This window comes from Nonlabens xiamenensis (assembly GCF_003865345.1).
Classification (GTDB): Bacteria; Bacteroidota; Bacteroidia; order Flavobacteriales; family Flavobacteriaceae; genus Nonlabens; species Nonlabens xiamenensis.
Genome location: NZ_RMVE01000004.1, coordinates 379,680 through 399,091, shown reverse-complemented (window position 1 = coordinate 399,091; position 19,412 = coordinate 379,680). Strand labels below are relative to the sequence as shown.

General features: G+C 40.8%; 17 protein-coding genes. 4 read left to right on the top strand and 13 right to left on the bottom strand.

The annotated features are described in order from the left end of the window. Positions 1–684, bottom strand: coding sequence for a cell division ATP-binding protein FtsE (locus EGM47_RS12540; RefSeq protein ID WP_124981161.1), 684 nt, complete (start codon positions 682–684; stop codon positions 1–3). Positions 685–808: 124 nt separating this feature from the next. Here EGM47_RS12540 and EGM47_RS12535 point away from each other — a divergent pair, with 124 nt between their 5' ends. Continuing rightward, positions 809–3,832, top strand: a complete 3,024-nt coding sequence (locus EGM47_RS12535; protein WP_124981160.1) for a tetratricopeptide repeat protein — start codon at positions 809–811, stop codon at positions 3,830–3,832. Positions 3,833–3,842: 10 nt separating this feature from the next. Further along, entirely contained in the window at positions 3,843–5,579 is a 1,737-nt protein-coding gene (locus EGM47_RS12530) for a TonB-dependent receptor (protein WP_124981159.1), read from the top strand. 64 nt (positions 5,580–5,643) lie between these two features. Here the strand turns inward: EGM47_RS12530 and EGM47_RS12525 are convergent, their stop codons facing one another. The 3 genes from EGM47_RS12525 to EGM47_RS12515 all read right to left on the bottom strand — a co-directional run bounded on the left by EGM47_RS12525 (position 5,644) and on the right by EGM47_RS12515 (position 9,552). Further along, the gene (locus tag EGM47_RS12525; protein ID WP_124981158.1) at positions 5,644–8,151 is read right to left on the bottom strand and encodes a hypothetical protein; all 2,508 of its coding nucleotides are present in this window, start codon (positions 8,149–8,151) and stop codon (positions 5,644–5,646) included. 203 nt (positions 8,152–8,354) lie between these two features. Next, a complete protein-coding gene (locus EGM47_RS12520) occupies positions 8,355–8,780 on the bottom strand; it encodes a hypothetical protein (RefSeq protein WP_124981157.1) in 426 nt (141 codons plus the stop codon). 10 nt (positions 8,781–8,790) lie between these two features. Continuing rightward, positions 8,791–9,552 carry a GLPGLI family protein gene (locus EGM47_RS12515; RefSeq protein WP_124981156.1) on the bottom strand — a complete coding sequence of 254 codons (762 nt, stop codon included), beginning with the start codon at positions 9,550–9,552 and terminating at the stop codon, positions 8,791–8,793. A 755-nt stretch (positions 9,553–10,307) separates the two neighbouring features. Between EGM47_RS12515 and EGM47_RS12510 the strand changes: the two genes are divergently transcribed. After that, on the top strand, positions 10,308–11,945 hold the full coding sequence (locus EGM47_RS12510) for an amidohydrolase (protein WP_124981155.1): 1,638 nt from the start codon (positions 10,308–10,310) through the stop codon (positions 11,943–11,945). On the opposite strand, the gene EGM47_RS12505 is transcribed toward EGM47_RS12510, so the two are convergent. The 8 genes from EGM47_RS12505 to EGM47_RS12470 all read right to left on the bottom strand — a co-directional run bounded on the left by EGM47_RS12505 (position 11,927) and on the right by EGM47_RS12470 (position 17,938). Further along, a complete protein-coding gene (locus EGM47_RS12505; RefSeq protein WP_124981154.1) occupies positions 11,927–12,346 on the bottom strand; it encodes a YkvA family protein in 420 nt (139 codons plus the stop codon). The genes EGM47_RS12510 and EGM47_RS12505 overlap by 19 nt on opposite strands. Then, positions 12,343–12,759 (bottom strand): VOC family protein, encoded by a 417-nt coding sequence (locus EGM47_RS12500; RefSeq protein ID WP_124981153.1) that lies wholly within the window; start codon positions 12,757–12,759, stop codon positions 12,343–12,345. Before EGM47_RS12500 ends, EGM47_RS12505 begins: the two co-directional genes overlap by 4 nt. A 244-nt stretch (positions 12,760–13,003) precedes the next feature. After that, positions 13,004–13,546, bottom strand: coding sequence for a ClpP family protease (locus tag EGM47_RS12495; protein ID WP_124981152.1), 543 nt, complete (start codon positions 13,544–13,546; stop codon positions 13,004–13,006). Positions 13,547–13,604: 58 nt separating this feature from the next. Beyond that, on the bottom strand, positions 13,605–14,627 hold the full coding sequence (locus tag EGM47_RS12490; protein ID WP_124981151.1) for an AI-2E family transporter: 1,023 nt from the start codon (positions 14,625–14,627) through the stop codon (positions 13,605–13,607). Positions 14,628–14,629: 2 nt separating this feature from the next. Then, entirely contained in the window at positions 14,630–14,869 is a 240-nt protein-coding gene (locus EGM47_RS12485) for a DUF7218 family protein (RefSeq protein WP_124981150.1), read from the bottom strand. A gap of 42 nt (positions 14,870–14,911) precedes the next feature. Continuing rightward, positions 14,912–15,769, bottom strand: coding sequence for an alpha/beta fold hydrolase (locus EGM47_RS12480; protein ID WP_164510886.1), 858 nt, complete (start codon positions 15,767–15,769; stop codon positions 14,912–14,914). 10 nt (positions 15,770–15,779) lie between these two features. Next, a complete protein-coding gene (locus EGM47_RS12475; protein ID WP_124981149.1) occupies positions 15,780–16,328 on the bottom strand; it encodes a hypothetical protein in 549 nt (182 codons plus the stop codon). A 95-nt stretch (positions 16,329–16,423) separates the two neighbouring features. Continuing rightward, a complete protein-coding gene (locus tag EGM47_RS12470) occupies positions 16,424–17,938 on the bottom strand; it encodes a helicase HerA-like domain-containing protein (protein ID WP_124981148.1) in 1,515 nt (504 codons plus the stop codon). A 240-nt stretch (positions 17,939–18,178) separates the two neighbouring features. Between EGM47_RS12470 and EGM47_RS12465 the strand changes: the two genes are divergently transcribed. Continuing rightward, a complete protein-coding gene (locus tag EGM47_RS12465) occupies positions 18,179–18,811 on the top strand; it encodes a 7-carboxy-7-deazaguanine synthase QueE (RefSeq protein ID WP_124981147.1) in 633 nt (210 codons plus the stop codon). Here the strand turns inward: EGM47_RS12465 and EGM47_RS12460 are convergent. Next, complete coding sequence (locus EGM47_RS12460) at positions 18,808–19,356, bottom strand: DUF2911 domain-containing protein (protein WP_124981146.1); 549 nt, start codon at positions 19,354–19,356, stop codon at positions 18,808–18,810. The genes EGM47_RS12465 and EGM47_RS12460 overlap by 4 nt on opposite strands. Between the last annotated feature and the right edge of the window lie 56 nt (positions 19,357–19,412).

Genomic DNA, 19,412 nt, shown 5'->3' with positions numbered 1-19,412 from the left:
TTATACCGCTTTTTGAACCACTTCAAAAATTTCTCCATCATCACATTTCAGGGTTTTTGAAGGGTATTTAAGTATCAATGCATAATCATGGGTAGCCATCAAAATAGTATTACCATTTTTATTGATTTGCTGCAATACTTCCATGATTTCCACACTGGTTTGTGGATCGAGGTTTCCAGTAGGTTCATCGGCGATGATAAGTTCTGGTTCATTCAGAAGTGCTCTCGCAATTGCGATACGTTGTTGTTCTCCTCCTGAAAGTTCGTGTGGATATTTAAAGCCTTTGGTTTTCATGCCCACTTTATCCAGAACCTGTTCCATGCGCTCGGCCATTTGTTTTTTGTCTTTCCAGCCAGTTGCTCTGAGTACAAATTTCAAGTTTTCATTGATGGTACGGTCAGTCAATAACTTAAAATCCTGAAATACCACCCCCAATTTACGTCGCAGGTGAGGAATTTCTTTTTCGCGTAAGCGAGCCAAATCAAAATCTACAATGGTTCCCTTTCCTTTTTTTAAAGGAATATCGCCGTAGAGCGTTTTCATGAGCGAACTTTTACCACTTCCGGTTTTTCCGATCAGGTAAACAAATTCACCTTTTTTGATTTCCAGGTTGACATTTTTGAGGATCAGGTTATCCTTTTGGAATACATCAACTTGGCTCAAGGATAATACGTGTTCAGACATGAAAAGCTTAATTTGAGGTAAAGTTAATCAAGATGTGAATAAGATTCTGAATAATTAATGAAGGATTAAGACGTTCTATTTTGGGAACTCCTAATTTTACTTACAGAATAATAACTGAATGGCTATGGGAAAAATTGTAACGGCACTGATGATTGCCGTCTTTGCCGGGTCCTTTGTGACGGCGCAACAATCCAGGATCTTTACGGATGATCTGGCAGAATACAACCAGGCGTTGGATCTGTATCAAGAAGATCAGTATCTGGCCTCGCAAAGACTCTTTGAACAAGTAAAGGAAACAACTACCGACGAGACGATCAAAGCAAACGCAGCTTACTATATCGCCAATTGTGCCGTGCGTCTGAATCAAAGAAATGCCGATGAATTGGTAGAGAATTTTGTAGAGGAATATCCGACTTCGACCAAAAAGAGTTCTGCCATTATCGATGTGGCCGATTATTATTTTGATAACGGTAATTATCGAAAAGCTTCCGTGTGGTATGAAAAAGTGGATAAGAGTACGCTTTCGCGAAAGCAAATATCTCGTTACAATTTCAATACGGGTTATACCCTGGTACAAAGTCGAAAATACGACGAGGCCAAACCTTACCTGAATCGGGTGAGCGATGACCCTGAATATGGCTCTAAAGCCAAATATTATCTGGGGTATATTGCTTATGAAGGGGATGAACTTCAAGAAGCGAGTGATTTGTTTGATCAAGCCGGAACTTCACCAGAAGAGGATGAAAAGCTTTCCTACTACCAGGCTGATCTCAATTATAAATTGGGGAAGTTTGAAAAAGCCATCGATCTGGCCGAGCAGCAAATGCCGAAATCCAACCGAAGAGAGCAATCTCAACTGAATCGTATTATCGGCCAATCCTTATTTAATTTAGAACGCTATGATGAATCCTTGCCATATCTAGAAAAATATGAAGGGACAAGAGGGAAGTGGAATAACAACGATTATTACCAACTGGGCTACGCTTATTATAAACAAGGAAACTTGGAAAAAGCGGTAGAGACCTTTAATAAGATTGTGGATGGGGAAAACAAAACCGCGCAAAATGCTTATTACCACTTAGGGCAGAGTTATATCAAGCTGGATAGGAATGAAGATGCACTGACGGCGTTTAAAAAAGCCAGCGAAATGGAATTGGATCCACAAATTAAAGAGGATGCCAGTTATAATTACGCCAAGTTGAGTTATGAATATGGGAATCCTTATGACAGTGTTCCTGCGGTCATTCTCAATTATCTGGAAAGCTATCCGGATTCAGAACACCAAGAAGAAATGAATGGTTTCCTTATTGATTCCTACTTCTCTTCTAAAAATTATGCCGAAGCTCTTAAATTGCTGGAAGATGGAAGGATCAAAGGCAATGAAGCGGTGTATGGTAAAGTAGCTTTGTACCACGGTCTGAATCTTTTTACCAACGCTGACTATGCTGAGGCCATTGTTCAATTGAATAAAGCCATTGATAACCTGACCGATCCAGAATTGAAAAAGAAAGCCGTCTTCTGGAAAGCCGAAAGTCTTTATCAGAGTAATAATTTTAGTGCGGCTTTTGAGGCCTTTCAAACTGTCAAAGGAATGAATGCCCGTATCGAGGAAGATCAGCTTTTTGCTTATGATATGGGTTACACTCAATTTAAATTAAAGAAATACGATGAGGCCATCAGCTCATTTGAGTCATTTACCCGCGCCGCCGATGCTGGGACCGATAAGGTGAGATTGAATGATGCTTATTTACGTATTGGTGATGCCAACTTTGTTACTAAAAATTATTGGCCAGCCATGGAAGCTTATAACAAGGCCATCGAAATGAATACAGTCAACGGTGACTATGCAGCTTTTCAAAAGGGAATTTCCTATGGATTTGTCGGTAAGGTGGATCGTAAAATCGAGGATCTTGAGGGCTTTATCCGAAGATTCAAAACCTCGCAATACAGGGATGATGTCCTTTATGAATTGGGGAATACCTATATCAACAACGATCAGATGAGTAAGGGAATCAAAACCTATGACCAGTTGACCCGCGAGTTTCCCAACAGCATTTATACCGCTCCGGCTATGATGCGTAAAGGTTTGCAGTTATACAACAGCGGTAACCTGGATGCAGCATTGACCGAATTTAAGAAGGTTGCGGAGAAATATTCCGGAACCCCTCAGGCCAATCAGGCATTGACCAGTGCCAAGCAAATTTATATTGATCAAGGAAGAGTAAGTGATTATGCTGCCTGGGCCAGAACCATAGACGGCGTTGAAATCACAGATAACGAGCTGGAAGAGGCGGCCTATGAAAGTGCGGAGCAACCACTACTCAGGGAAGATACCAAAGGCACGATAAGAGGAATGCGTAAATATTTGGAGGAGTTTCCAAACGGCGCCAATGCACTGAAAGCTCACTTTTATCTTGCCCAGGCACTTTATACGGATGGGCAAAAAGACCAGAGTATTGCCCATTATGATTTTGTGGTGAGTAAACAAAAAAATGAATATACAGAGCAAGCCTTGGCTAGGTTAAGTGAAATACATCTGGGTAAAAAGGACTATGTGCTTGCAGTACCTGTCCTACAACAATTGGAGCAAATGGCTGATTTTCCGCAAAATGTTATTTATGCCCAATCCAATTTGATGAAAGCCTACTATGGATTAGAACAGTTTGACAAAGCGGCTACCTATGCTGAAAAAGTCCTGGCCAATTCAAATATTGATAACAACCTTCAGTCAGATGCACAAATCATTATTGCCAGGAGCTCGTGGAAACGCGGGAATGAGTCTGCCGCCAAGACCGCTTACGAGGCCGTGAGAAAAACAGCTACTGGAAGCCTTGCTGCCGAATCCATTTACTACAAAGCCTATTTTGAAAATAAAGAAGGTAAACATGACGCTGCTATCAGCACGGTTAATGAGTTGAGTAAAAATTATGGTGGATATAAACTGTGGAGTGCCAAAGGATTGGTCGTGATGGCCAAATCATATCAGGCCAAAAAGGAAACCTTAAACGCCACCACTATCCTGGAGGCAGTGATTGCCAATTTTAAACAATATCCAGATGTGGTCAATGAGGCCCAAACCGAATTAAACAAGATCAAAACCAACGCAGCCAAAACAAATTCGTCTGTAGTACCGACAGGTCAAAACTAAGCCTATCTCTATGCAAGTATCCCATAAATTATATTTATTCTGTGCCCTTTTGGGAAGCACGAGTTCTATTGCTCTGGCCCAAACCCCCGAAGAGGAAGAGGAAAATCGATTGAACGGCGGTTCTATTACCGTAACTACTTCTTATGACCCAACAATCAGTGATGCCTTTAAAGTAAAAAGTGTTCCTGTATTTAATGATACCACTAAGATTGAGAAGAAACCTGTCACTTACAGTATCTTTTCAGTTCCTGTGGCCAGTACTTTTACGCCAGTTAAAGCCGGTCTTTCAAAATTAAGACCTAAAAAGCGTGAGAAGTATTTTACCAATTATGCGCGATTGGGACTGGGTAATTATTTCAATGTTCTGGGCGAATTTGCGGCTAATTTTGAAGTAGATCGTGACAGTGATGTTGGAGTTTTCTTTAATCACAATTCGTCTCAGGGCGGCATTCAGGATGTAGTTACTGATGATTCTTTTTCAGATACCTCACTGGATGTTTCTTACGGTATGCGCAATCGGGACTTTAATTGGGGGATTAGTGCTGGGGCAAGGTATCAGACTGCCAATTGGTACGGTTCTTACGAAAATACGCCCAATATGTTGACTGAGGACAGCGACGTAGGTCTGAACTACCTCTCTTATGCGCTTGGTGGAAAAGCCCAGTTTTTTGATGGTATTTTCAAAGATGTGGATGTGCAGTTCTCTGGAACTAAATCTGGTGAAGACGCCAGTGAAATAAGGGTGAGCGCCTTGCCAAGGTTGGCTTTTGAAATTGTAGATACAGAAGTAGCTTTAGGGTTGGAAGTGGACTATCTTCAAGGTAGTTTTAATACCCAAGGGCTTTTTCCCGCACCAGAAGAATACGCTTATTTGAAGACTGGTCTGAATCCCAGTATTAATCTGTACGGAGATAAATATAAAGTTGAACTAGGAGCCACGGTCAATTACCTTAACGATTTGGAGTTGTCAGAAGGAGAAGTATTCATTTACCCGGATATTGTCGCAAGTTATGCACTGGTTCCAGAAAATTTGATTCCTTATCTTAATTTGGGCGGTGGATTGGACATGAATTCGTTGCGCTCGTTTGCTGATGAGAATCTATTTCTAGCGCCTGCGGTAGCCGTTGCGCCTACCAATAGGCAGCTTGATGCTCAGGTTGGTTTGAAAGGTAAGATTGCAGAGCGCGTGGGCTACAAAGTATTTGCCGGTTATCGCATGGAAGAAGGAAGGTATTTTTATACCAAGGATACAGGCGCATCCTTTACTGTAGGGCCTGTTCAGCCTTATCATTCAGGAAACGTTTTTTACACGCAATATGCAGATTTGAATACGACTTCTTACGGTGGGGCACTAAGCGTTGACTTGACTACTGATTTTAATTTAACACTGAATGCACAAGGTTTCAGTTATGAGGTATCAGAAGGAGGGGATTTTGAGAATACAGCATCTCAACTCCCTGAGTTTACAGCAGATTTGGTCGGTAATTATATAATCAACGATCAATGGAGCGTGGGAACTACTCTGTATTATATTGGTGAAAGGCAGGTATTCAGAAATGGGATCGGGACAGAAACTCTGGATTCATTTGTAGACCTAAATTTTGATGTCAACTATAAAATCAACCCACAGCTTTCTGCCTTTTTGAGAGCCAATAATCTAACTGGTGGCAATTACCAATATTACCTAGATTATCCTGTGCAAAACTTACAGGTCATGGCAGGGGCGGTTTATAAATTTGATTTCTAACTCAAAAGATTGTTTTTATTTACCATGATTTGTCCAGGGTCTTAGGTGAAGTTTTGGATGGTTGTTAAAAGTTATAACTTAAATAAACGAACCCCCTGCGCTCCAAGATGTTGGTTTGTCTTCTTAGTTCATATATATTGTTAATGTTCAAGCTGTTGAGCCCAGTGTTGTCTAATAAATTGAAAGCTCTAAGACCAAAGTGAAACTGAGACCCCTCGGGAGTGTAGCTGATCTCGAGGGAAAGATTCTGGTAGGTTTCGCTGTTCTTGAATTTGGTCATTTTCCATTTCGGATAGAATTTGAACTGGCGCCAATTCACATCTGAAAAAAATTCAATGTGATAGTCAAAATTGGCCGGCAAGCCAGGCTGGTTGATGATTCTAAAACTATTGATGGAAGCCTTACTGCCCAAATATAGTTGTTTGTTATGCCTACGCTTAAGTTCTACTCCCAAGCTATTGCCCAAAATGCTGTTTTCATCGATCTGAGAGTTACTTGTATTCAGTCGGTAGTAAGAGTTTTGAATCGAGTTGCTGTTGCTGATTTTTAAGAAAAAACTGCTCCAGAGTAAAGTGTCGAAAGAAAATGATTTGTTCAACCTATACACGATCGCATCCGTACGCGCATAACTGATTATACTGATGTTTTCATCAATATCAAAATCTATAAAAACGGACTTGTCCTGAAATTCAAAGTTGAATAAGGAAGTATATTTGGAATGCCCGTTACGGTAGCTGACCTCAAATCTACCATCTACCCGGTAGGCCACTTCATTCATCAGGTCATTCCGTACAATGCGATTGAAATCAACAAAGAGGTTTTCTCTATTGAACCATTGATTCCGAATAAAAAGCGGTTGTGCGGTCAAGGCAGTCTGATAGTTCCATTTTCTATTTTTTTTCTGAGTGGACCATTTGGCATCCAGATAAGGATAAAACATAGCAACCTTTGTGTCGTCGTCTAATTGATATCGTAAGAATCTATACCCTAGAGAAAGGTAGTTTTGGAACTGCTTTTGAGGTTGAAATAATCGTCCTTCCAAACCATGAATGAAATAGGTTTCCTCATTGAGCGTATCCATGTTGTTCAATTTCAAATGATAGGATTCCAAGCGGTTCTCACTGCTTAATTGCAGGCCTAATTTCTGGCTGGAGTACAGTCTTTTATCCAGCGCCAGATGAAGATTTGAATTCTTCTTTTTCAATTCTTGATCAAAATTTGACAAACCGATGCTTTGAAAGGATTCATCAAGTTCTGTTTGATAAAAGTTTCCTTGGACCGTAAAGGGAAGCTTGGTGTTTTCAATATCCTGATAATTGAGATAGATGCCAAAATCGGTCACATTTGTCCGTATAGTGTTCAGGTTTTCTATATTGTTTAAAAGATTGCGTTCGTTTTTGCCATACCTTAATTGTCGCCCATCAAGCTGTACCACCATCAATCGTTTTTTCCATTTCTTTTTCAGTTTAATGGCAAAATCGTTATGGGTATAATCTACCATCCGCCTCCTACGGTCTGTTCGGATAGTATTATCATCGTCAAAAAATTGGTACAGATTAGTGTTTTCGCGCTCCAGTTGCTCCCAAATATTATTGTTCTTGATGTTCAACTCCAAACTATTGTCCCATTGTACCGCAATATTATTATCAAAAAAATGGGACTCGTTAATGTCGTCGTTCTTACTCGAACCTGCAAAATTCAAGTAATCTAATGAATGCTCTTCAAGCAGGTTAACTTTTTCTGGTTCTGAGTAGCCAGATGTACTTCCGCTAAATCTTCTACGGTATAAAGCTTTTCCATAATTATTAAATTTATAAGAGTGGTAGGAGGAGGTCAAGGAATTGGAGTTCAACAGTGTCCCGCCCATGTCAAATGCGTTTCCCGCACCTATATCTACGCTGGCTGAGGAAAAGTACTCCCTTTCAAATCCCAAATTCATGGCGGTTTCAGGATGTTCCTTTTCTTCCAGAATACTGTCGTCGTCATAGTTGGTGATGAACTGGACCTCAGTCATTTTATGTGGCTGGATATTTTCAAGGGTCGTTTTATAGTTTTCGTCAAAGAGCTTCTTTCCATTGATCAATACATCGGTGATTCTGTGGTTTTCAAAAATCACACTACCATCTTCCAATAATTCGACGCCAGGAATTTTTTTCAAAAGATCCAACACACTTCTTTCCTTTCCATCCTTGATTTTAGGGAGGGAAATTGTTGTGGTATCTCCAGACCTTTTTATAAACCCACTCAATTGAAAGGTGATTTCGTCCAACTGGTTGACTTTTTTTATCAATTGTATTTTGACCCGCTTTTGCGGAAGCTCCAACCGCTGTATATGTTCTTCATAGGACAGGTGGAAAGTTCGCAAGCTTACGGAGCCACTGAGCTCTGGAAGTTGTAAAGTTCCCTGGGCATCAGTATTGCCCATAAATAGAATTTTATGGTCCGCATCCTCAATCAGGATCCGAACATCTGGAATGCCGATATCCGCTTCGTTGACCGCTTCTATGGTTTGTGCAGGGAGAAACTGAACTAAACCAAGGAAAATAAACAGACCTAAAATACATTTAAACATAAGTTGATAGTTGGTTGGAACAGGTAGCTTTTAATTAAACAATACCCAACTTAAAGCTTCTGGTCATAGGAAAGGATAAGACTCACCATCTCAATTCAGTTGATATTCCTTAAAATCAGACTTCTAGGTTTATTTTGCATTAGTAGAGATTTATTGTTGACTCATTGATGTACGAATGCTTTATGACAATCTACCAACCATGCTCATGGGAACATTAGATAAAGTTTTCTGTCAGCGGATTTTAGGTCAAAATATCTATTCAAAACATCTGCGAGTATTTCTTTAGATAACACAAAATTGATGCGATAGGAAAGTAGCTCTGTTCTTTTAGGAGGATCACCATGATGCATGATGTCTATTTCTTTATAGGGATCATAGTCTTTAAACAAATTGGGCAGGCTGGCAAACTTATTTTTAGACATACTATATTCCCTGAAGGAAACACCTATTTTTCCATCCCTATTCAAGCCGATAAAAAGTCCGGTGGTAAGATCTTCCTGATCGGAAACACATAACAATCTAAAACTTCTTTTACTGTCCAGAAGCTCTTGGTAAGTGTCATCGATGATTTGCTGATGATTTGTTGATTCTTGTGCAGTGGCCAGAGAGCAGCCAAAGATAAAAATCAAGCAAAGTATGTTATTGGCGTTTATCATATTTATTAGGATATATTTCGATTTTACGGCTGGTAAAGAAGTTTTCAGAGTTTTCAAATTCGGACTCAAGTTTGGTCTTAAGATCAGTGTAATGCTTCATGTAAAGAGCCACAAAGGATTGAAAATCCATGCTAGGCTTTTCGGCAAACGAGCTTTGTAACTCATATTGTTCCAAAATTGTATGGGACTTTGCGACAATACTCACTGCATTATCAAAACTCCGTACTTCAAGCACTGCCCCTATTGGGGAAATAAATTTGTAGGGACCAATAGGATAAGTAAGTTGATCCGTGATATACACCTCATATTGACGCCCCTCATAATTCAGATAGTACTGGTCACAAGTATATCCCAATATGGTTTTCTTGGCCGTACCTAATGTGAAATCCAAACGTACCTGATCTGAAATGTAAATTGGTCGCGAAATAGATCCCATATTCAATACAAATTCATCTTCAGTGCTGCTATAGATTGATTTCAAGTGATAGTCTTTTACGAAATAAGGATTCATAGTTTCTAGGATAGAACCATCGGAAAGGGGTATGATTGTATCTACATCTTTCGATAAACTATTCGACAGACTCCCATCAGTCACTACCTTAGTCATGTAGGAATCATGTAGGCCCCAATTGGGATCAGGATCGTTGATATAAAATAGATATTCAACCTGATGAATCTCTGTTTGCGGCTGATCGTGTTGTATGAGAGCAAAACATAGCAAACTGAGAGGAAGTAAAATTTTCATATTTCAATAGATTTTTAATTTAATGTGTGGTAGAAAAAATCTTCAAAAAGTGATCTTCTAGAATATCGATGAAATCCTTAAAAAGAAAGCAATTCGTTTAGTTCCCAACATCAATAGCTATCTCATTCTATTCAAAGATTATTCTACCACAACTTTTAATTCCCGATCATTTACTTACCGTAATCGAGGCGCTTGATCCACAGGCACCAACACTCATGGCCCGAGCACTGAGACAGGCAGAAAATTCAGCTCTTGACGCTGCCAGTCGATCCGTATGGTCTGAAAACGTGACGCATACACGATTAGACGTTGTTCGGTTTTCGTCGCACTGTTGTTTATCTGTGCAGCATCGCTGTCCTTCAGATAGAGGTGATTCTACAGGCTGGGCCTTGAATGAAATACTTGCAGAGAGTACGAATAATGAAATGATTAAAGTTTTCATGTTGAAATGGTTTTAGCGAATGATTAAAATTGAAATAACTTAAAGTAGATACCCGATCATTTTTAAATTCCATGGCTATTCAAAATTCATGGGGATCAAACTTTTTGTTTGTCCAAAACTAATAGGGAAAAGGCAATTGGCATAGTTATAAAGGATTGATTGACACTGGATTCATGAATTTAGATAGGGGTTTTCATAAATATGCCAAGATTATATATCCAATGTACACTGAACCAAAGTCAATGACCAGGCAAGTGAACGGTCTATGAACAAAAGCTTTTTAGAATGCCCAGTTCACCTTATTTTTAACCTAATGAAAAAACTACTGTTCTTATTCTGTATTCTCGGACTTACTGCCTGTCAACCTGTTCAAGAAAAGGTCGACTTAATTGTCACTAATGCTAATATATATACTGTGGATGAAGCATTTTCCCAAGCGGAGGCCTTGGCCATACGTGATGGCAAAGTCGTTGCGCTCGGCTCTTCCATAGATATGCTAGCAGATTTTGAATCCAAAGATATAATCGATGCGCAAGGACAATACATATATCCTGGTTTTATTGACGCTCACTGCCATTTTTATGGATTGGGTCAACAGCTGCAACGAGTAGACTTAGTGGGGACCCAAAGCTATCAAGAAGTTCTGGATCGCGTGCAGCAATTTAATGAGGAGCGCCAACCTGATTTCATCATTGGCCGCGGATGGGATCAAAATGATTGGTCGGTAAAAGAATTTCCCACCAATGCCAGACTGAATGAGATGTTCCCCGATACACCTGTAGCGCTAACACGAATTGATGGTCACGCTATGATTGCCAATCAAGCGGCTTTGGATCTGGCGGGAATCAATGTAGATACTAAAATAGAGGGTGGAGATATCGTGCGTAAGGATGGAAAACTAACCGGTATACTTGTCGATAACCCAATGGAGCTAGTTGAAGCTGTTTTTCCCAGTGCAGGGAGGCAAGAGGATATTACGGCTTTGCTTGATGCCCAACAAATCAACCTTTCTTATGGGTTGACAACAGTGGATGACGCTGGGCTGCATCAGGCGACGATCGAATTGATTGATAGCCTACAGCAGGCTGGCGATCTTCGTATTAAAATCTATGCCATGGTGAGTAATACGCCAGAAAATCTGGACTATTTTCTCTCCAAAGGAATTATTAAAACTGATCGTTTACATGTAAGATCGGTTAAATTCTATGCTGATGGTGCGCTGGGAAGTCGCGGTGCAGCTATGAAAGAACCCTACTCAGATCAGCATAATCATTTTGGTGCGTTGTTGAGCAGTGTGGAGGAATTTGAAAATACAGCGCAGCGTATCGCTCAAACCGATTATCAAATGAATACCCATGCCATCGGTGATAGTGCCAATTATGTAGTATTAAAAACTTACAAGAAATTGCTATCTGGTTCAACAGATAGACGCTGGAGGGTGGAACATGCTCAAATAGTTGATCCGGCGGACTTCCATTTTTTTGATCACGACAATGTTCTTCCTTCTGTACAACCAACGCATGCGACTAGCGATATGTATTGGGCAGAAGATAGGGTGGGTAGCCAGCGTATCAAAGGTGCTTATGCTTATAAAAAATTGCTTGATGAATCTGGTAGGCTTGCCCTCGGTACTGATTATCCGGTAGAACAAGTGAGTCCATTTTTAACCTTTTATGCTGCGGTTGGTAGAAAGGACACCTCTGGCTTTCCTGAAGAAGGGTTTCTCCCAGAACAGGCGTTAACTAGAAAAGAGGCATTACAAGGCATGACCATTTGGGCTGCTTATGCCAATTTTGAAGAACAGGAAAAAGGAAGCCTTGAACCAGGAAAAGCAGCAGATTTTATTCTGATGAAAAAAGATATCATGCAGGTAGATCTTGATGAAATTCCAAAGCTCACGGTAGAGCAAACCTACATCAATGGTCAAAAGGTTTATGATGCTTCTAAGTAGGCTTTTTGTTTAAGCTTCCAGTCTAGATAACTGTGTAAATCTGTTTCTATCCATCCTGTAATAAAGGAAAGAACGGTGAGGTCGTCAATGAATCCCAAGCCTGGAATAAAGTCAGGTATTAAGTCGATTGGACTAAATACATATAACAAACCTGTTGTAATGGCAGCAATGGTAAACCAGGGTATTTTGGTGTAAATCCCTTTTCTATAATCCTTGATCATCATAAACATGATCTGCCCCATTTTGGCATACTTCTTCAGAAAACCACTGTTGGCAATCTTGTGGGTGATAGACTCTTCTTGTTCAATGGCCTCATCCACGTCTGAGATAGAAGTAGCTTCAATTTCCTGTAAGGTATATTCCTCGTCAGGTAAATTTTTTAATCGATTAAATAGTTTCATGTGGCAAATATTTGATTAAAATCTTTGAATGATTTGAATTCTAAGGCATTTCCGCTGGGGTCCTTAAAAAACATAGTGGCTTGTTCGCCAGGTTGACCTTCGAATCTGGTATATGGTTCAATGATAAATTCGATTCCCTTTTCTTTGATCGCTTTCGCGAAAGCGTGGAAAACTTCCCATTCCAATACCACACCAAAATGTGGCACTGGGACGGCTTTTCCATCTACTGGATTCACTGCCTCCTTCTGCCGTTCCTCGCTGATATGAATAACCAGTTGGTGACCAAAAAAATCAAAGTCAACCCAGTGATCCGAACTTCTGCCCTCTACGCAACCTAGCGTATCTCTGTAGAATGCTCGGGTGGTAGTGATTTCCTTTACCGGAATCGCCAGGTGGAAAGGGGTAAGCTTCATATGAACTTTATTATTGTTAATACTTTATAAGTCAGCATAGGAGGAACCATTATCCAAATCATCCATTGAGAAAGGTTATTCATCCTCAATGCAAATTATTGAAGTTACTACTCGCTATTAATACCTTGTAAACCGCCACACACTACCAATGCCAAAAGCACAATCGTAATATCCTGAAATAGTATCTGAACAGCTTTCTGAGCTTCAGTTGTTTTGGAGGCTGTGCCAACTTTTTTTGTTTTCCTTAGAGAATACCGTCTACGATGCCGTAGTCCACAGCTTCATCGGCACCCATCCAGTAATCGCGATTGAAATCTTTCATGACTTTATCAAAGTCCTGCCCACAATTCTCGGCCAACAGTTGGGCGCTTAATTCTTTGGTCTTCATGATTTCCTGTGCGGTAATTTCTATATCAACACTGGTACCTCTTGCACCACCACTAGGCTGATGAATCATCACTCGCCCGTGTTGTTGGATAAAACGGCGTCCTTTTGCACCACCAGATAATAAAATGGAACCCATGGAAGCAGCCAGACCACTACATACTGTACTTACTGGGCTGTTCAGGGATTGCATCGTATCATATATAGAAAAACCTGCGGTCACATAACCTCCAGGGCTGTTGATCACAAAGGTGATTTCCTCGTCACTCAGGGCATCCAGGTACAGCAATCGATCCACACAGTGCTTGGCGGTTTTGTCATCGACCATTCCCCAAATGAATAGCTTGCGCTGTTCTATAAACTTTTCATCTATCTTATCTTGAAGTTTTGCTACTTTACTCATTCAAATTTTGTTTGTGTTAAAAATACGCATTATCGTAAAATTGAAGTCAGGCTATTGCTTAAATCCCTTCTCCTTCTTTTCCGTATTCATTCTTATAAATTTTCACCAGTAATAAAAATAAACTTACCAGTAGAGGGCCAAATATCAGTCCGATGAACCCAAATAGTGGAACACCTACAACGACTCCGATCAGGGTAACCAGCGGATGTACGTCAGCCAGTCGTTTTTGCACCACCAATCTAAAAAGATTATCGGTCGAGCCTACGACCACTGCTCCATAAATTAACATGCCTATAGCTCCCCCAGTATTACCTTGTGAATACATCAGGATACAGACGGGTAATATTCCCAAAGCGGTTCCCACAAAAGGGATCATGCTGCCAATTACTGTGATTACAAACCAAAAAAATGGATTGTCAATTCCAAATATAAAGTACCCAATCAATGCTACAACACCTTGAAGCAAGGCAACCAGTGGAATACCAATCGCATTAGATTTTACCAAGTCTACACTTTCATCAGCAATGGTTTCCAGGTTTTTCTTTTTTAGTGGCATATATGTCATCGCTGCCTTTTTCCAAGTATCTCGTTCTACCAACATAAAGTATAACAGGAAAAACATAATACCTACGGATATAATGACATTAACTCCTGAACTGGCCAGATTTTGAATATTGTCAGACACCCAAGTACTCACTTCAGAAGAACTTATGCTTTCGGACAAATTGAAGCCAATAAATTCTTCCAGACTGTCCAATTGTGATTTGACAGCTTCAGTGATTTGCTCTGAATTTTTAATAGCCGTCTTTACTTTGGAGGTAAGCATCATACCTATACCTGCAATAGGCAGGAGGATAATTACAAAAGATAAAAATATCAACAGGCTTGCAGCAAGAGCGGGTTTCCATTTTCTGTCTTCCAGCCACACCTGGAAGCGTTCCAATAAGACATAAAGGGTCACTGCACCCAACACTCCGCCTAGATAGGTCATCATTTCCCTAGAGATCAGGAATAATAATCCTAGCAAAAAAAGCAGAATAAAAAATTGTCGGATAATGGAGGCTGGTATTTGTCGGCTCACGATCAGTTGTTTCTTAAGGCTTCAATTAATTCGTCTTTGCTCATAGTCGAACGCCCTTCAATATCTACTTCTTTTGCTTTGTCGTAGAGTTCTTCCTTGGTGCGTTTTTCATACTGCTCTGCTTGCCCGCCCTTTTTGCCTGCGTTTGGGGTGTTGGCGATTCTAGCAGCTTTCTCTTTACTGTAACCTTGATCCCTTAAAGCCTCGTATTGATCTTCGTTTTTGATACTCGGTCGTTCCATTACTTTTTATTTAAAAGTATGAAAAGCCTTCTATTGATGCCGTTAATTATTTGGCAAATCTGATTTCCTTAAGAATTCCATGACTTGGTCAATTACTTCTTGCGTGTGCAAGCTGTGACCACCGGTGGAAGAGGTGTAGGTGGTGGCATTAGGCATTTGACTTGCAATTTCTTGCATGGCTTCATAACCTACAATGGCATCTTCGGTGTGATGGATCAGTAATGTAGGAACATTTACCTTTTTTGCAAAATCGGCGGTATTGAATTCTTTGATTTGAAAGCCAAACTGCTGGTTCAGGTGTTGATTGAGGCTACTATAGACAGATTTATTGAACCCAACTATGTTCTGATAGCCTTTCATGATCACTTCGAGTTTGTTGGGGCTTCCCAGCAACACCAAACGACGCAGAAATGGGTGAGGATGCTGTGATTCTTGATAAATTGTTGCCATTGCGCCTACACTATGGGCTATGACTATACTGGGCTCGTACAACTCCATTACTGTGCGGATGACTTTGGAATATTTGACCGCAGTAAATAGCTTCCCAGAACTATTTCCGTGCGCAGGAGCATCAATGGAGACAATATTGTATCCTTCTGCTTTGAGCGGTTCGATCAGGTACTTCCATCTCCAAGAATTGGATTCCCATCCGTGGTTCAATAAAACGGTTGGGCCATCTCCTTTCCAATGGTACAACATAATCAAACCATCCTCATAGCCTATTTGTTGTTTTCTGGCCTTATCCAAATAAGCCTGCTGATCCTCTTTGAGAAAGCCACTGCGTGGGATACTGAATACTCTTAGGGCCAATGCTGCAGCCTTTTGAGAAGAAAACAGTTGCAATAGGTTAAAATAAAAGCCATACAACTTAGGTATGGCTTTTTGTATAAATCTCTTCATCCTTTCTTATTTACCAGGCCACAAACATGTATTGTGGTTTGGTGTCGTCTGGAATCATGGTTTTTTCGATGTTGGCACTGATGTCAAATTTGACGTCTGTAGGTAGACCTTCTTTTGAAATAGTAAAGTAAAAGTTCTGGTCATTCACCCAAATTACCGCATCATCAATCATATTGTCTACACTTGAGATCTTGTAGGCTTCATCGATTTCTTTAAAACTACTGTTTTTGGTAATTCCTTTTTCTGTGATAAATCTGTCGTCACGAATGATGATATTTTCTATTACTGCCGTACTATCCAAGGCTTCACTGGGAGTCAGCGTCAACAAATGAGCACCTCCTTTTTCATAGACCTCAATAGCATTGGCGCCATTGCTGAACTCGTCACCTTTGATTGCTCTTACTATACTATCATTTTGATATAAACTGTCCAGCTGATAGACTTGGGTTCCTTTGGTCAAGTGTCCTACGCGGTCCTTGCTCCACTCAAACGGATTCTGTTCGTCGGCACAACTGGCAAAGAGTACAATGGCGAAGGTGATTAAAAATACTTTTTTCATGTATCGGGTTTAAAGGGTAAAATTACGAGGCTTCTCTTAACTACACGAGAAATCAATAGTTTTTTTTGATATTGTTAATTTTTAATTAACGATTCTTAGCGCAATGCCTTGCCTAAAATGCCCATAACGCCTCTAATAAAAGTGGCGCTTGTCAATACCTTGATCAACGGACTCTCTTTTGAACGGCTTCTGGACCTGGAAGGGCTTGCTTTGGCTCTTTCTTTTTTCGCTTTGGCTTTAATTTCAGCTTCGTTGGCTTTTTCTATCTTTACCTGGAGTAATTCCTCTGCACTTTCCCGATCAATGACTTCATTGTATTTGTCAGTCAGGGGTGAATCGGCAATCAGGTCTCCCAATTCCCGATCTGTTAGCACGTCCATTCTACTTTCTGGTGCGCGCAATAATGTGGCCGCTAGTGGGCTTGGTCTTCCCTTTTCATCCAATGCACTGATCAAGGCTTCTCCAATACCTAATGAAGTCAACACTTCGGCTGTATCGTAGTAATCCGTCAAGGGATAATTTTGTGCGGTCAATTTGATGGCTTTTCTATCCTTGGCAGTAAAAGCACGCAATGCGTGTTGCACCTTCAATCCCAACTGTCCCAGGACACCGTCTGGAATATCTGTCGGATTCTGGGTTACAAAATAGAGGCCCACACCTTTGGAGCGGATAAGTTTAACAATGCTTTCTATTTGATCCAGCAACGCACGACTCGCATTGTCAAAAATGAGATGCGCTTCATCGATAAATAGCACTAATTCAGGTTGCTCACTATCACCTTGTTCAGGAAAAGTGCTATAAATTTCGGCGAGTAGACTCAGCATAAAGGTAGAAAATAGCTTTGGTCTGTCCTGGATGTCTGTCAGTCTAATGATATTGACATAGCCGTGTCCATCTTTGTTTTTACGCAACAAATCTTGTACTTCAAAACTGCGCTCTCCAAAAAACAAGTCTGCTCCTTGTTGTTCTAGTTCAATGATGCGTCTTAATATAGCTCCAGTAGATGAGGTAGAGATTCGCCCGTAAGCCTCTTGAAATTCTGCTTTGCCGACTCCAGTGGCATAGTGAAGTACCTTTTTTAGGTCCTCCAGATCCAGTAGAGGTAATTTGTTGTCGTCGCAATATTTGAAAATAACCGAGATAATACCCGCTTGGGTTTCGGTGACGTCTAGAATCCTCGAAAGCAGCACCGGGCCAAATTCGCTCACCGTAGCTCGTAACCTGATACCATCCTGCTCTGAAATGGTCATGATCTCTACAGGTGATTTTCTCTTCTTAAATTCAAGACCTATCTTCTCATGCCTTTCATCTATCTTAACGTGTCCCGGACTCTCGGCAGCGATCCCAGAAAGATCACCTTTGATATCCATAAGTAGAGTTGGAACCCCCTGTTGGGATAACTGCTCGGCGATAATTTGTAAGGTTTTGGTCTTTCCGGTTCCAGTCGCGCCAGCGATAAGGCCATGGCGGTTCATTGTTTTTAATGGAATTTTGACGTGGGCTCCAGTTAAGGCCTGACCGTCAATCATCGCAGCACCCATGGTAATCGACCTCCCTTTGGGTTGATAAGATTCAGTAATATGTTTAAAAAAACTTTCTTGCTTAGACATCAACTTTAATTTACACGTAAAAATACGTTAATAGGATGATTTTGATTCGTTAACCTCAAAGACCAAGTCCTGATGAGTGAGATTGTTTCAAAATTATAAAGGTTTTATATCCTGGAGAAATCCATGAGCACCGTATGAGGAAGATGTTACATATACTGGATGAACTACAGCAGAAAGCAGCCAGCTATATTTTGAAGTAACTTGGCGGTCAGTGTAGAACTACTGGCTTATCTTTGTCGCATGCTAGAAAAAACGGTACAGCAGGAAGTAGAGAAAGGAACCATGTTGCCTCTGATGGAAGAATTCTATACCATTCAGGGAGAAGGCTACCATACGGGTCGAGCCGCGTATTTTATCCGGGTTGGTGGATGCGATGTAGGTTGTCATTGGTGTGATGTGAAAGAGAGTTGGGCGCCAGAGAAACACCCGCCCACTGCAGTGGATCAGATTGTGGCAAATGCTGCAAAATATAGCAATACCATTGTGGTAACGGGAGGAGAGCCCTTGACCTGGAACATGGAGCCGTTGACCGCTGGTCTTAAGGAAAAGGGTCTGGACGTGCATATAGAAACCAGTGGCGCCTATCCGTTAACGGGTTCTTGGGATTGGATTTGTCTATCTCCCAAAAAAGCAAAAATGCCCTTGGATGAGGCCTATGAAGCTGCTCATGAGCTTAAAGTGATAGTTTACAATAAGCATGACTTCGCTTTCGCGAAAGCGGAATCAGAAAAAGTATCGGCTGACTGCAAACTATATCTCCAGCCCGAGTGGTCCGTCAGGGAAAAAATGATTCCCTTGATTACAGCGTTTGTGATGGACAATCCAAACTGGCAAGTCTCTCTGCAAACGCATAAATACCTTAATATCCCCTAAGATTTTTCCAAGGTAAATGGCAAGCTGGCAATAGTGTCATCCCAGCCTAAGAAGATCATTCCGCCGTTGGATTGCTCCATAAAACTGATGGAAAAGGATTCGATTTCTTGTGGAGAAGGAATGATGTCCATTTCTGCTTGCAGAAGGTTTTGACTACTGTCGTATTCCAGCCCAGACTGTGTGGTTGCCTTGTTCAGGATAAAAGTCCAGGAATTAGGTCCTGGGATAGTGTAAATGGAATAGGACCCGGCAGGCACCAGTTGATCGTTGATGTATACATTTTGATAAAAAGCAATTTCGGTGGCTTCGTTGGCGCCAGTTCGCCATATTTCTCCATATGGAACCAAATTTCCAAAAATATCTCTGTCCTTTTTGCTAGGCCGGCTGTAGATGACCCGTGCGATCGCATTTCTATCAGTATCTCGGTACATCACCACATCCAGCGGACTCTTATCCAAGGCTGAGAAGTTGAGGTTATTTTGAGATTGTGCTGCGCTAAAGAGCGCAAGGCATGTAATGGCAAGTGCCGACAAATATCTATTCATGGGTGCAGGTGTATTTTAAGCCTAAAAATGGCAATCTTAATGCCATATACCTATTA

Bases quoted from the DNA above. Each gene is read 5' to 3' on its own strand.
- EGM47_RS12540 (WP_124981161.1), bottom strand. From the start codon at position 684: ATGTCTGAACACGTATTATCCTTGAGCCAAGTTGATGTATTCCAAAAG.
- EGM47_RS12535 (WP_124981160.1), top strand. From the start codon at position 809: ATGGGAAAAATTGTAACGGCACTGATGATTGCCGTCTTTGCCGGGTCC.
- EGM47_RS12530 (WP_124981159.1), top strand. From the start codon at position 3,843: ATGCAAGTATCCCATAAATTATATTTATTCTGTGCCCTTTTGGGAAGC.
- EGM47_RS12525 (WP_124981158.1), bottom strand. From the start codon at position 8,151: ATGTTTAAATGTATTTTAGGTCTGTTTATTTTCCTTGGTTTAGTTCAG.
- EGM47_RS12515 (WP_124981156.1), bottom strand. From the start codon at position 9,552: ATGAAAATTTTACTTCCTCTCAGTTTGCTATGTTTTGCTCTCATACAA.
- EGM47_RS12510 (WP_124981155.1), top strand. From the start codon at position 10,308: ATGAAAAAACTACTGTTCTTATTCTGTATTCTCGGACTTACTGCCTGT.
- EGM47_RS12505 (WP_124981154.1), bottom strand. From the start codon at position 12,346: ATGAAACTATTTAATCGATTAAAAAATTTACCTGACGAGGAATATACC.
- EGM47_RS12500 (WP_124981153.1), bottom strand. From the start codon at position 12,759: ATGAAGCTTACCCCTTTCCACCTGGCGATTCCGGTAAAGGAAATCACT.
- EGM47_RS12495 (WP_124981152.1), bottom strand. From the start codon at position 13,546: ATGAGTAAAGTAGCAAAACTTCAAGATAAGATAGATGAAAAGTTTATA.
- EGM47_RS12485 (WP_124981150.1), bottom strand. From the start codon at position 14,869: ATGGAACGACCGAGTATCAAAAACGAAGATCAATACGAGGCTTTAAGG.
- EGM47_RS12480 (WP_164510886.1), bottom strand. From the start codon at position 15,769: ATGAAGAGATTTATACAAAAAGCCATACCTAAGTTGTATGGCTTTTAT.
- EGM47_RS12475 (WP_124981149.1), bottom strand. From the start codon at position 16,328: ATGAAAAAAGTATTTTTAATCACCTTCGCCATTGTACTCTTTGCCAGT.
- EGM47_RS12470 (WP_124981148.1), bottom strand. From the start codon at position 17,938: ATGTCTAAGCAAGAAAGTTTTTTTAAACATATTACTGAATCTTATCAA.
- EGM47_RS12465 (WP_124981147.1), top strand. From the start codon at position 18,179: ATGCTAGAAAAAACGGTACAGCAGGAAGTAGAGAAAGGAACCATGTTG.
- EGM47_RS12460 (WP_124981146.1), bottom strand. From the start codon at position 19,356: ATGAATAGATATTTGTCGGCACTTGCCATTACATGCCTTGCGCTCTTT.